Consider the following 12,622-nt stretch of genomic DNA (forward strand, 5'->3'; position numbering starts at 1 on the left):
CGGAGGCATAAAAGTTCTATTCCGAACTTTCCACCGGCACCAAAGTCGTAACACCCACCGCCGCCGCACGGGCCAGATCAGGGTCCAGCGACATCGGGATATATTCGCCGCGCCGCCACATCTCGCCCAGATTATCGTAATAACGCGAAAACGGATGGCCCGATTGTCCGGTGGATGAAATGAACACCGAACTGTCGGGATCGGCGAAATCGTACACCCCGCGATACCCCGCGGCATGCACGTTCTGGAACGGCGCGGGGCCGGTGCCGCGGGTGCGCCCGCGCATCAGCGTGTTGTCGCCGCCGCTGGTCGATTGGCGGATATTGACGATCCAGCCAAGGATCGGGGTGGTGCCCAGCACCGGATGATCATGCGTCGCCTCATGCGCGTCGCCCCAGCGGACGGCCTCGATCGCGGTGCCGTGGTTTTCGGTGATCCAGATCAGCGCCTCGTCCAGCGCCTGACGCGCGATATCGGCGCAGGTCTCGACGGGGGCGGATTGGATCACGTCACACCAGATTGATGCGCCATCCACATCGCGGAAAATCCGTTCCAGAAACACGGGGTCCAGATGGGTGAATTCGGTGGCCAGCGGCCCCAACTCGTCACGGATCACGCGCGCCTGAAACGCCCGCGCCCAAGCGGCATAGATCAAGGGTTCGGGCAGATGTTCGTTCATTTCGCCGTTCCACGCGGCCAGCAGTTCCAGCGCCATCTGGCGTTGGCGTTCGGGTGTGCCATCAGGGGCGGCGTCCCCTGTGAACCACAGATCTGCCCCCATGAAGGTCAGCAGCGTGCGCGCGGTGAAACTGACAGTATCAAGCTGCGCTTCGATGAAACTGTCGCGGGTATGGACCTCGCGCGCCTGCATCAACCGCCGCCAGCGGATCACACGCTGCGTGTCGCCCCAGTCGAAGGACACATGGCGCGGAAAGGGGCGGTCGATCATCTTGTTGTTTGTATTGCCGACAATCCCGCCGTCTGGGTCCATGAAACGGGGGTTTTCAGCATAGGGAAACACGCCTTGCCAACGGTTTTCCGGCAAATAGCCGAAACTGGGGTAACGGCCTTGGCTTTGGTGGTTCGCGTCGCGGATCGGCATCGCGCCGATGGTCTGCATCGCCACACGGTTGCGGTCGGCCAGCGTCAGGTTCTGGGCGGGGGCGACATGCAATTCACCCGCCGCAATCGCCTGATCCACATTGCGCGCGCGCATCAGCGCCATCGCCGCCGACATGGATGTGTCCGCTTGTGACAGCGCGGTCCAGCCAATGGCGGTGACATGACCAGGGGGCGTGATCGTACCCAGATCAAACAGATCGTCAGGTATCACTGGCCCGTTTTCTGTCCAGCGCAGGCGGATCGTGACGGCAGGGGCGTCTTTGACGGTGATAATACTGTCGCGGCTGATAAACGACTTCCAGCCGTTAAGGCCGCGATATTCTTCAGAATTGTTCGGGTTCACCTGTTCCAAGAACACGTCCTGATCATCGACATTCGCAGTTGTCAGCCCCCAGCCCAGATTGGCGCTGCGGCCCGTCAGGACCAGTGGCACACCGGGGATGGTGCCGCCGATCACGCCGCCACCCTCCAGTTCGAGCCGTGCCAGAAACCAGATGCTGGGTGCTGTCAGGCCCAGATGCGGGTCATTGGCCAGCAGGGTCGATCCTGTCGCGGACCGTGTGGCATTGGCGGCCCAAGCATTCGACGCGCCCGCAAAGGCGCGCGGCGGCACCGGCATCAACGGGTCATAGGCCATGCGCGTGCCGGGCTGGTTTGGCGCGACGCCGGGCACCAGTTCGGCGAAGGACGGCAGGGCTGCAACACCGCTGCTGGGATCATCGGGCAGGATATCACGCAGCCTGTCGGGGCTGACAACCAGCGACACGCGCGCGCGCAGCACCTCGTTTTCCAGGCTCGATGTCAGTTGCAGCGCCATCAGTTTCAGGATCGCGATAGAATCGGCCGGCTGCCATCGGGCGACGGGGTGGTTAAACAGCCACATTTCCGGTGCGCCACGGCCCAAGGCACCTTTGTTCACCTCGTCCAGCCAAGTGTTCACGCCGTCCGCATAGGCTGTCAGCGCCACCAGTGTGGATGCGTCCTGTGCCACGACAGATGCGGTTGCAGCATTGTACAGATCATAGCGTCGCAAGACCTGATCAATCTCGAGCGTGCGGGCGCCATAAAGCTCTGACAGCCGCCCTTGCACCGTACGGCGCAGCATGGTCATCTGCCACAGCCGGTCCTGCGCATGGGCATAGCCCAGACCAAAAAACACGTCTTCGTCGGTTTCGCCAAAGATATGCGGCACGTTGGCATTGTCGCGCACGATCTCCACGGGTGCGGTGATGCCTATGACCTTTGCGGTGGCGTCGTAATCGGGCAGGGACCGCGTGGCGAAATACCACGCCAGCACAGCGCCTGCGACCATCAGCACGATCAGCGTGGTGGTCAGTCGGACAGCCCAGCGAAACAACGTGAACATGTAATACCCTATTCAATTCCCCCGCCTTTCTATCAAGGCGGGGGCCGAGAACAAGTCAGCGTTCGGGGATCAACCCGCGCGGGCTGAACCGCAGCACGATCAGCATCAACAGCCCCATGGTCAGCAGGCGCATATGGGCAGCCGCGTCGATCATGCGGGTCTGCAAGGCGCTGCCATCGGCCAGCCCGCTGGACAAGATCTGCATCAGCGCCAGCCCCATCGGTTCCACCTGCACCCAAAGCCACCAGATCAGGATACCGCCCAGCACCGCGCCAAAATTATTGCCCGACCCGCCGACGATCACCATGACCCAGACCAGAAAGGTAAAGCGCAAAGGCTGATAACTGCCGGGCGTCAATTGCCCGTCCAGCGTGGTCATCATCGCCCCCGCGACCCCGCAGATGGCAGAGCCAAGGATGAAGATCTGCAAATGCCGTGCGGTGACATCCTTGCCCATTGCACGTGCGGCGGTTTCATTGTCGCGGATCGCGCGCATCATGCGCCCCCACGGGCTTTTCAGGGCCATCTGCGCCATCCACAGCAGGATCAGCAGAACGACAGCGAACAAAGCCGAATAGGCCAGTTTCGTATAGATCCCTGATGCCGTCACCGGATCAAGCCCAAGGCCCACGGCGCGCGCGATGAATGTCGGGTCTTGCTGCAATTCGATCTCGAAGGGGACTGGCCGGTCGATGCCGATCACGTTCTTGACGCCGCGTGACAGCCAGTCTTCGTTTTTCAGCACGGCGATGATGATTTCCGCAATGCCCAGCGTTGCAATAGCCAGATAATCAGACCGCAGGCCCAAAGCCGTCTTGCCGATGATCCATGCGGCACCGGCGGCCAGCAGGCCACCCACAGGCCATGACAGCAGCACTGGCAGGTTCAGCCCGCCGATATTGCCGCTGACCGAAGGGTTGATCGCCTCGACCGCAGCGACACCCGGATCGAACACCGCACGATAGATGAAAAAGCCTGCGATCAGAATCGCCAGCGTCGTCAGCGTGCGGATGCGCCCCGGTGCCATCCGGTGTTGCGCAAGGATCGCCCCGATCACTGTCATGCCCCCCAGCAACAGACCGATCACGATATTCCACCCACCTGCGGCCCAAGCACCTTCGGTCGGCTGGGTCGAGATCAGCACGGCGGCCAGCCCGCCAAGTGCGACAAACCCCATCACCCCGATATTGAACAGGCCCGCAAAGCCCCATTGCAGATTGACGCCCAGCGCCATGATCGCGGAAATCAGACCCATGTTCAGGATCAGCAAGGCCGAATTCCAGCCCTGCACAATGCCTGTCCCGATCATCAGGACAGCGACGAAACCGAACAGCAGCGGTGTGCGTATAGCGGGGTTCATACGGATTTCCCTTTGAACAGGCCGGTCGGCTTGAACAGCAGCACGATAATCAGGATCGCAAAGCTGACGGCGAATTTATAATCGGTGGACATAAGCTGAACCAAGGTTTCGGGCGCAAGGTTTTCGGGTAAAACATAGCCCAGCACGCGTTTCCACGCATAGGTCACGGTGACCTCGCTAAAGGCGATGACGAAACCGCCTGCAATAGCGCCCAAGGGGCTGCCAAGCCCGCCGACGATAGCCGCGGCAAAGATCGGCAGCAGCAGCTGGAAATAGGTGAATGCCTTGAAGGATTTATCCAGCCCGTACAGCACACCTGCCGTTGTAGCCAAGGCAGCAACGATCATCCATGTCACCTTGACCACCCAATCGGGGTTGATGCCCGACAAAAGCGCCAGATCCTCGTTGTCGGAAAAGGCGCGCATGGATTTGCCGGTGCGGGTCTTGTTCAGGAACCAAAACAGCAGCGCCATGGCAATCAGGGCCACGATAACAGTGATGACCTGTGTGGTGCGGATCGCCAGCCCCTCGGCCAGACCTGTTGCTTCGCGGAACCCGCGCGCGGTGACGACAAAGCGTTCGCCATCAGCGAAATTGATGTCTCCCACGCCGATGATGAACCGCACGATCCCGTTCATGATGAACATCACCCCCATCGACACGATCACAAGGATCACAGGGGCGGCTTTCTTGGTGCGGTAGAATTTATAGACTGTCCAATCCGTGCCAAGCACCAGCAGACAGGTGGCTGCAATGCCCAAGGGCAGGGCGATCAATGCGGTGGGCAGCGGGCCAAAGGTGATGCCAGCGGCGATCAGCGCATTGGTGCCGATGATTGTGATCGCCGTGCCAAAGGCCATCGTGTCGCCATGGGCAAAGTTGGAAAACCGCAGGATGCCGTAGATCAGCGTGACACCCAGCGCACCCAGCGCCAGCTGCGCGCCATAGGCCAACCCCGGCACGATGACAAAATTGGCCAGTACGACCAAAGCGTTGATGACATCCATACCCTATCCCCCCAAAAAGCTGCGGCGGACTTCGGGATCGGCCAGCAATTGCTTGCCCGTGCCGGTATGGGCATTGCGCCCCTGCACCAGCACATAGGCTTTGTCTGCGATTTCAAGCGCTTGACGCGCGTTCTGTTCGACCATCAGGATCGGGATACCGGTGCGCGCGACCTCGATGATGCGGTCGAACAATTCGTCCATCACAATGGGGCTGACGCCTGCGGTGGGTTCGTCCAGCATCAGGACCTTGGGCTTGGTCATCAGCGCGCGGCCCACGGCGACCTGTTGGCGCTGCCCGCCGGACAATTCGCCTGCGGCCTGATGGCGCTTTTCTTTCAGGATCGGGAACAGGTCATAGACCTGCGCCATCGTATCGCTGAAATCGTCGCAGCGGATAAAGGCGCCCATTTCAAGGTTTTCTTCAACCGTCATCGAGGTGAAAATATTGGAGGTCTGCGGCACGAACCCCATCCCCTTGACCACGCGTTCCTGCGGGGTCAGGTGGGTGATGTCTTCGCCATCCAGCCGCACCGCACCGCTGTTCACGTTCAGCATGCCGAACACCGCCTTCATCGCGGTGGATTTGCCTGCGCCATTGGGGCCGACGATCACGGCGATTTCGCCCCTTTCCACGGCAATGGTGCAGCCATGCAAAATATCGGGGCCTTTGCCATAACCGCCGGTCATGGTGTCGCCAATCAGGAAAGGTTCGGTCACGGGATTACATACTCCGCCAGAATGCTCAGCAAGAATTTCATACCACAGCCACCTTGTCCTTGTTCTTTAGTCCAGTGCCCAGATAGGCCTCGATCACCTGTTCATTGGCTTTGATCTCTGCCAGCGTGCCTTGGGCCAAGACGCGGCCTTCGGCCATGCAAATGACCGGATCGCACAGCCGGCCGATGAAATCCATGTCATGTTCGATCACGACAAAGGTGTAATTGCGTTCCTTGTTCAGCCGGATAATCGCATCGCCAATGGTGTTGAGCAGGGTGCGGTTCACACCTGCGCCGACCTCGTCCAGAAACACGATCTTGGCGTCCACCATCATGGTGCGCCCCAGTTCGAGCAGTTTTTTCTGCCCGCCCGACAGGTTGCCAGCGCGTTCTTCTTTCAGATGTTCGATGGTCAGGAATTCGATGACCTCGTCGGCCTTGGCGCGCAGCGCGCGTTCTTCATCCGCGATCCGCTTGCGGCCGAACCATGCGTTCCACAGCGTTTCACCCGATTGGCCCGCAGGGACCATCATCAGGTTTTCGCGCACCGTCATGGATGAAAATTCATGCGCAATCTGAAAGGTGCGCAGCAAGCCTTTGTGAAACAACGCATGCGGTGGCAGGCCGGTGATGTCTTCGCCCATCATCGTCACGCGGCCCGATGTTGGTTGAAGAACGCCAGCGATCACATTGAAAAGCGTTGTTTTTCCAGCGCCATTTGGCCCGATCAGCCCGGTGATGGACCCTTGTTCGATGCGCAAGGATGCCCCATCGACAGCGCGAAAACCACCAAAGGTCTTCACCAGATTTTCAACGACGATCATTTTTGCTCCCCGCGCGCGGGCGTTATCGCCCGTCTTGCTTTGAAAAAACGGCGCGGGGACTGGCCCCGCGCCGTCTAGGTCATGATCCGGTCAGATCAACGGAACCCGATGGTGGAATAAACGCCATCCTTGAATTCGATTTCCTGATAGTTTCCAGCGGATTCGCCGGGTCCGATCAGTTCGACGGCGGAAGCGCCTTCATAGTTCACGTCTTGACCGGCGGCGATCAGTTCCAGTGCCTTGGCCAGTTCACCCGGATAGATCACTTCGCCCGGTTCATTGGCGACGTCAAAGACATGGTCCTTGAAATCGGCGGAATTGCTGGACCCGGCCTTGGCCATCGCCAGCATGATCAAGGCTGCCGCATCATAGGATTCCGGCGCAAAGGCGCTGGTGCCGTCAAAACCCGCACCTTCCGCCATTGTGACGAACAGGGCAGCACCCGGGCTGTCGGTGCCGGGATAGGCGCCGAATGTGCCGTTCAGTTCCGCGCCGAAACGGTCGTTCAGCACCGAACCGACCATGCCGTCGGGCAGGTAGAACGTATCGAACGCACCGGTATCAAGTGCAGCACGGATCACACCGGACCCGCCTTGGTCGACGTAACCGGCGACAACCAGCACGTCACCACCAGCAGAGGCCAATGCGCCGACTTCGGCGGAATAATCAGCCTTGCCGTCTTCATGTGCGGCAGAGATCGTCACGGTGCCGCCAGCGGCCTCGAATTCAGCCTGAAACGCATCGGCCAGACCCTTGCCGTAATCGTTGTTGGTATAGGTCACGGCCACATTGTTGAACCCACGGTCCTGCAGGATGTTGGTGATGATCACACCCTGACGCGCGTCGGATGGTGCTGTGCGGAAGAACAGACCGTCATCCTCTGCGGTGGACAGGCCCGGCGAAGTCGCGGAGGGCGAAATCATCACGATGCCGTTGGGGCGGGCCACGTTCTGCAGGATCGCGCCGGTCACGCCGGAACAATCCGCACCCATGATCGCGGTCACGCCATCAGAGGTCACGACGCGTTCAGCAGCGGCCGTCGCGGCGCTGGCGTCGATGCAGGTGCTGTCTGCGCGCACCGAGGTCACGGTTGCGCCGTCCAGCAGCAGACCGGATTCGGTCACTTCGGCCATTGCGAGTTCGGCACCGGCAGCCATGGCAGGCGTGATCGATTCCAGCGGGCCGGTGAAGCCCAGAACAACACCGATCTTGACGTCCTGCGCAAACGCGCCGCCAGCGATCAATGTCATGGCGGTGGTCGCCATCATCAGTTTTTTCATTGTCGTCTCCCTTAACGGATTTTTTATCCTGACGCGCAGATTAGCAGGCCGTTGCCAAAAGGAAAGCCGGAACACAAAGGCGATTGGCCTTAACACGCGGATCATCGGGGGAAATCGGCCCGTGCCGCAAAAGCAGGCACAAGGCCCACATCATGTGCTTTGCCGGGTCACGCCGACCGCGTCCCAGCGCCGTGCAGCCAGATCATCGGTGCTGATCCAGAACCGGATCACCCCCATGTCGCCCCAGCCCACCAGCGCATCGGCATGCAGTTGCAACAGCATGTGGTCATGCGCATGCACGCCCGTTTGGGCCTGCCCGTCGCGCGCCGCGCCGAACATCTGGTGCCAGCGGCCTTGTGACGGCAGGCGGTGATGCGCGTCCAGATCAGCTTTGACCGGTTCGGGCAGTAGGGCATAGACCGCCGGTTCCCCCCGAGCCAGCACCATCAGCGTGGCATTGCGCGCATCGCGCAGCCGCGTGATCTGGCCGCGCGCATAGCGGTAGAACAGCGCGAAACCGGGCTGGCGGTTGGGCCGTGTGCTGATCTGGCCAAACAGCGTTTCCAGCAGCGCGATATCCTCGGGGTCCATCGGCGTGAACCGGTCGCGCCCCGCCACCCATTTTGCCGCGGCCTGCACATAGCGGCGAAACGCGGTTTCATTCTCGATCAGAAAGGCCAGTTCGGCGGCATATCTGTCGCCGTGATCAGCGACACGGGCGCGGGCTGCGGCAATCGTGCGGGGGATGTCGTGTTCAGCCTGCATCAGCGCATGGATCACGCGATGCGCCGTATCCCATAGCCACGGGCGCGCGAGCGCAGGGGCTGTCACGGCATAGCTGTCTGCATCCGGCGTGCCGCCCTTGTCATCACCAAAGGCCAGCGCCATCGCGGTGGCGCTGTCCTGTGCTGGCAGCGGATGAAACCCGACCGGCCAGCGCGCAAAGACCGGCGGCATGGTGGTCTGATCGTCATGCTCTGGGCCTGCGACAATCGGGGGCACATCGGCGGGCAGGGCGGTTGGGCCCATGCTGTGCGGCGCGATATGCAGAACTTTATGGCCCGTGGCGCTGTCGACAAAGAAACACAAGCTTCCCGCGCGCGGCAATCCCGGCGGCAGCGCGTGGTCGGGCAGGTCTTCCAGCGCGATCTGCGCTAGATGATGCAGCGGCACATCTTGGGCCGAGCGTGGCCAAGGCGTATCGCCCAAATGCGGCAGACCACCCAGCCAGCTGGTGCCATCGCGGGTGATATCAATGCCGCGCCGCGCCTGCCGGATCACGGCGATGGGGGGCGACAGGCGAAACTGGTCCTGCTTGCGCTGGCGCGCGTCGATCACATCCCCCAGCCGCGCCAGATCGGCAAGGCCCAGCATGGGCAGCTTGGCCTTGGGGGCGATGGCGTTGATCCGCGCAGCAAAGGCCGCGCCCGTGCCAAGATCATGCGCTGCAGCGATATCCAGATAGACCTGGTCTGGCGCAGGCGGCAGCACCGGTTCGCGCGGCGGCGGCGGCGGGGCAGGGACGCGGCGCAAGAGCCACACCGCGATGCCAGCAAATCCGACCCCGCCCAGCAGAAATCCCAATTGGCCAACGGCCCCGCCATAAATTGCAGCACCGATCCCGCTCATCCGTGCCAGGGTCAGCGACATCTGCACAAGGCGTCGTGCCATCCGCCGCGATCCGGTCAGACCGACAAACGCGCCGCATGGCTGCCGCGTTCGCGGTAGGGGGTCGTGTCATAATGCGACCGGTAGCATTTGGAAAAATGCGACGGTGACGCAAAACCACACGCCAGCGCCACGTTGATCACGGTCATATCGGTCTGCATCAGCAGGTTGCGTGCCTTTTGCAGGCGCAATTCCATGTAATACCGTTTCGGGCTGCGCGACAGATACCGGCGGAACAGCCGTTCCAGCTGGCGTGTGGACATGCCGACATCGCGGGCCAGCACGGCGGGGCTGATCGGTTCTTCGATATTGCCTTCCATCAGCTGGATCACGCGCGACAGTTTGGGATGGCGCACGCCGATGCGCGTCGGGATCGACAGGCGCTGCGTGTCCTGATCGGTGCGGATCGCGGAATAGATCAGGATATCGGCGACGGCATTGGCCAATTCCTCGCCATGATGATCGGCGATCAGTTTCAGCATCAGGTCGATGGATGCGGTGCCGCCCGCCGTGGTGATCCGGTTGCCATCCACCACGAAAACCGATTTGGTCAGCTCGACCTCTTCGAATTCCTCGATGAAACTGTCCTGATTTTCCCAATGGATCGTGGCACGTTTGCCGTCCAGCAGCCCGGCCTTGGCCATCGCATAACCCGCCGTACACAGCCCCGCGACGGTGACACCGCGCCGTGCCTCGCGGCGCAGCCAATTCAGCACGCGCTTGGTCGTGGCCTTTTGCACGTCGATCCCGCCACACAGCATGATCGTGTCGTCGCGCTCCAGCTCGATCAGGTCGGATTCCAGTTTGAAAGCGCAACCATTCGAACAGCTGGCGATATCACCGCCGTCCCCGATGATGGTCCAGTCGTAGATCTGCTTGCCGGCCGTCCGGTTGGCGATGCGCAAGCTTTCGACTGCACAAGCAAAGCAAAGCATCGTGAATTGATCCATCAACACAAAAACAAAGCGGCGCGGCTTGCTGATTGGTCCGACGTCGATGATTTGCGGCGCTTGGCTCATTGTTGGGATACTCTGGGTTATTACCGGCGGACATCACCAGTTTTCGCCATCCGCGACAAGGGGCAAATGTCAATTCCGAAAGCTGGGCACAGTTTCGGATTGGCCTTGCCTGCCGTGCAGGCTATACCGCGCAACGTTACCGCAGATGATGGAGCAAGACCATGACCGACTGGCAGAAAACGGATTGGCGCAAAAAGCCACGGGTCCAGATGCCTGATTATACCGACGCCGCTGCCTTGGCGGCGGTCGAGGCGCGTCTTGCCAGCTATCCACCTCTGGTTTTTGCCGGTGAAGCGCGCAAGCTGAAAAAGCAGCTCGCCGCCGTCAGCCGTGGCGAGGCGTTTTTGCTGCAAGGCGGCGATTGCGCCGAAAGCTTTGCTGAATTTTCCGCCAATGGCATCCGTGACACGTTCAAAGTGCTGTTGCAGATGGCGATGGTGCTGACCTATGGCGCCAAGGTGCCGGTGGTCAAGGTGGGCCGCATGGCAGGCCAGATGGCCAAGCCACGTTCTGCCCCGACCGAGGTTGTGGGCGGTGTCGAACTGCCAAGCTATCGTGGCGATATCATCAACGGGTTCGATTTCACGCCAGAGGCGCGCAATCCCGACCCTGACCGCATGTTGCAGGCCTATCTGCAGGCCGCGGCGACACTGAACCTGTTGCGCGCCTTTTCCACAGGCGGTTTTGCCAATGTCCACGAGGTTCATAAATGGACCCTTGGTTTTACCGATGCCAACGAGGTCAAGAAATATTCCGACATGGCCAGCCGGATCAGCGATACGCTGGATTTCATGCAGGCGGCGGGGTTGTCGACCGAAACCAACCACGAATTGCAGACGGTTGATTTTTACACCAGCCACGAAGCCTTGCTGCTGGAATATGAAGAGGCTTTGTGCCGCCTGGATTCCACATCGGGCAAGATGCTGGCAGGCTCTGGCCATATGATCTGGATCGGGGATCGCACCCGTCAGCCAGACGGGGCGCATGTTGAATTTTGTAAAGGCGTGATGAACCCGATTGGTCTGAAATGTGGTCCTTCGATGACATCAGGGCATCTTAAGGCGCTGATGGCCTCGCTGAACCCACAGAACGAAGCGGGCCGTCTGACGCTGATCGCGCGGTTTGGCGCGGGGCAGGTGGGCGATCACCTGCCACGGCTGGTGCGCGCGGTGCAAGAAGAAGGCGCCAATGTGGTCTGGACCTGTGACGCGATGCACGGCAATACGATCAAATCCTCGAGCGGTTATAAAACGCGGCCCTTTGAATCGGTGCTGCGCGAGGTCAAGGAATTCTTTGGCATCCACAACGCCGAAGGCACGATCCCGGGCGGTGTGCATTTCGAAATGACCGGCGCAGACGTGACCGAATGCACCGGCGGCGTGCGCGCGGTCACGGACGAGGATCTGTCAGACCGCTATCACACGGCCTGCGATCCGCGCCTGAACGCGTCACAATCGCTGGAACTGGCGTTTCTGGTGGCCGAGGAATTGTCGGCGCGCCGCAACAAGCTGGCACAGGCCAAGGCCAGCTGATCAGCCGTTATCGATGACCAATCGCAGGGCCGGGCGCACGACGTCCGGCCTTTGCGTTTGTGACGCGACAGCGGCGGGGGGAGGGACAGGCTGGCTGCTGGCCAAAGTGATCGCCAGCGTGTCGATGCGCACAGCGCGCCCCGGGGCCAGATCGAACCGGCGGGGCCGGTCATCGGTTGCCCCGTCGCTGACCAGCGCGCCCAGCACGCGGCTGGTCTGGTCGTTTTCATCACGCAGTGGCAGCATCAGGATCGTGCCGGACAGGGCTGTGCGAAACCTTTGCGCCGGTGCGATCAGGCTTGCCGCGACGATGGCGGGTTGGGTAAAGGCAGTTTCGACCAGCGCGCGCAGCTGTTCGCGGCTATCGGGGGCGAACAAGACGCTGACCGGCATACCGCGCGCATCCATGCGCAAAAGCTCGTGGATCTTCTGGCCTGCAACCCGCATCCGCGCCACGCCGGGACCGACCCTTTGCAAGATGAACGCATAGGGCAACGCCGCGTCGATCCCCTGCGGGGCGATATCGTTGCGCGCCGGAATATGGCGCGCATGCCGCAAAGATTGCCAATAGATTTCAAGATTGCGCAGGATAGGGCTATTTGCGCCGGGCAGGCCGTGGTGGCCAGGTCCCGGATTGTTGTGATGGATGGACATGAATACCTCGACCTTGTTAACGCCGCCCGGTTGATGGGGCGAATACTCGTGACTTACGGCCACCCTAAAACAAG

10 protein-coding genes are annotated in these 12,622 nt (G+C 61.1%); 1 reads left to right on the top strand and 9 read right to left on the bottom strand.

Going from position 1 to position 12,622, the window contains the following annotated elements; all coding sequences use genetic code 11:
• Nucleotides 1-16 precede the first annotated feature (16 nt).
• The 8 genes from ACPF9B_RS05450 to ACPF9B_RS05485 all read right to left on the bottom strand — a co-directional run bounded on the left by ACPF9B_RS05450 (nucleotide 17) and on the right by ACPF9B_RS05485 (nucleotide 10,362).
• On the bottom strand, nucleotides 17-2,488 hold the full coding sequence (locus ACPF9B_RS05450) for a penicillin acylase family protein (RefSeq protein ID WP_424179776.1): 2,472 nt from the start codon (nucleotides 2,486-2,488) through the stop codon (nucleotides 17-19).
• Between the two features lie 55 nt (nucleotides 2,489-2,543).
• Nucleotides 2,544-3,848, bottom strand: coding sequence for a branched-chain amino acid ABC transporter permease (locus tag ACPF9B_RS05455; RefSeq protein ID WP_424179778.1), 1,305 nt, complete (start codon nucleotides 3,846-3,848; stop codon nucleotides 2,544-2,546).
• Entirely contained in the window at nucleotides 3,845-4,855 is a 1,011-nt protein-coding gene (locus ACPF9B_RS05460) for a branched-chain amino acid ABC transporter permease (RefSeq protein ID WP_424179780.1), read from the bottom strand. The genes ACPF9B_RS05455 and ACPF9B_RS05460 overlap by 4 nt, the downstream gene beginning before the upstream one ends.
• A gap of 3 nt (nucleotides 4,856-4,858) precedes the next feature.
• A complete protein-coding gene (locus tag ACPF9B_RS05465) occupies nucleotides 4,859-5,572 on the bottom strand; it encodes an ABC transporter ATP-binding protein (RefSeq protein WP_424179782.1) in 714 nt (237 codons plus the stop codon).
• Between the two features lie 37 nt (nucleotides 5,573-5,609).
• Nucleotides 5,610-6,395: an ABC transporter ATP-binding protein gene (locus ACPF9B_RS05470; RefSeq protein ID WP_424179784.1), complete on the bottom strand. Its 786-nt coding sequence runs from the start codon at nucleotides 6,393-6,395 to the stop codon at nucleotides 5,610-5,612.
• A gap of 95 nt (nucleotides 6,396-6,490) precedes the next feature.
• Complete coding sequence (locus ACPF9B_RS05475; RefSeq protein WP_007204917.1) at nucleotides 6,491-7,675, bottom strand: ABC transporter substrate-binding protein; 1,185 nt, start codon at nucleotides 7,673-7,675, stop codon at nucleotides 6,491-6,493.
• Between the two features lie 150 nt (nucleotides 7,676-7,825).
• Nucleotides 7,826-9,346, bottom strand: coding sequence for a DUF1963 domain-containing protein (locus tag ACPF9B_RS05480; protein WP_424179787.1), 1,521 nt, complete (start codon nucleotides 9,344-9,346; stop codon nucleotides 7,826-7,828).
• Nucleotides 9,347-9,360: 14 nt separating this feature from the next.
• Complete coding sequence (locus ACPF9B_RS05485) at nucleotides 9,361-10,362, bottom strand: GlxA family transcriptional regulator (protein WP_007204915.1); 1,002 nt, start codon at nucleotides 10,360-10,362, stop codon at nucleotides 9,361-9,363.
• Between the two features lie 161 nt (nucleotides 10,363-10,523).
• Here ACPF9B_RS05485 and ACPF9B_RS05490 point away from each other — a divergent pair, with 161 nt between their 5' ends.
• A complete protein-coding gene (locus ACPF9B_RS05490; protein WP_424179789.1) occupies nucleotides 10,524-11,894 on the top strand; it encodes a class II 3-deoxy-7-phosphoheptulonate synthase in 1,371 nt (456 codons plus the stop codon).
• Here ACPF9B_RS05490 and ACPF9B_RS05495 read toward each other — a convergent pair whose 3' ends face one another.
• Nucleotides 11,895-12,548: a PAS domain-containing protein gene (locus tag ACPF9B_RS05495; RefSeq protein WP_424179791.1), complete on the bottom strand. Its 654-nt coding sequence runs from the start codon at nucleotides 12,546-12,548 to the stop codon at nucleotides 11,895-11,897.
• Between the last annotated feature and the right edge of the window lie 74 nt (nucleotides 12,549-12,622).

The organism is Yoonia sp. TsM2_T14_4 (genome assembly GCF_049602355.1).
GTDB classification, from domain to species: domain Bacteria; phylum Pseudomonadota; class Alphaproteobacteria; order Rhodobacterales; family Rhodobacteraceae; genus Yoonia; species Yoonia vestfoldensis_A.

Bases quoted from the DNA above. Each gene is read 5' to 3' on its own strand.
- ACPF9B_RS05450 (WP_424179776.1), bottom strand. From the start codon at position 2,488: ATGTTCACGTTGTTTCGCTGGGCTGTCCGACTGACCACCACGCTGATC.
- ACPF9B_RS05455 (WP_424179778.1), bottom strand. From the start codon at position 3,848: ATGAACCCCGCTATACGCACACCGCTGCTGTTCGGTTTCGTCGCTGTC.
- ACPF9B_RS05460 (WP_424179780.1), bottom strand. From the start codon at position 4,855: ATGGATGTCATCAACGCTTTGGTCGTACTGGCCAATTTTGTCATCGTG.
- ACPF9B_RS05470 (WP_424179784.1), bottom strand. From the start codon at position 6,395: ATGATCGTCGTTGAAAATCTGGTGAAGACCTTTGGTGGTTTTCGCGCT.
- ACPF9B_RS05475 (WP_007204917.1), bottom strand. From the start codon at position 7,675: ATGAAAAAACTGATGATGGCGACCACCGCCATGACATTGATCGCTGGC.
- ACPF9B_RS05480 (WP_424179787.1), bottom strand. From the start codon at position 9,346: ATGGCACGACGCCTTGTGCAGATGTCGCTGACCCTGGCACGGATGAGC.
- ACPF9B_RS05485 (WP_007204915.1), bottom strand. From the start codon at position 10,362: ATGAGCCAAGCGCCGCAAATCATCGACGTCGGACCAATCAGCAAGCCG.
- ACPF9B_RS05490 (WP_424179789.1), top strand. From the start codon at position 10,524: ATGACCGACTGGCAGAAAACGGATTGGCGCAAAAAGCCACGGGTCCAG.
- ACPF9B_RS05495 (WP_424179791.1), bottom strand. From the start codon at position 12,548: ATGTCCATCCATCACAACAATCCGGGACCTGGCCACCACGGCCTGCCC.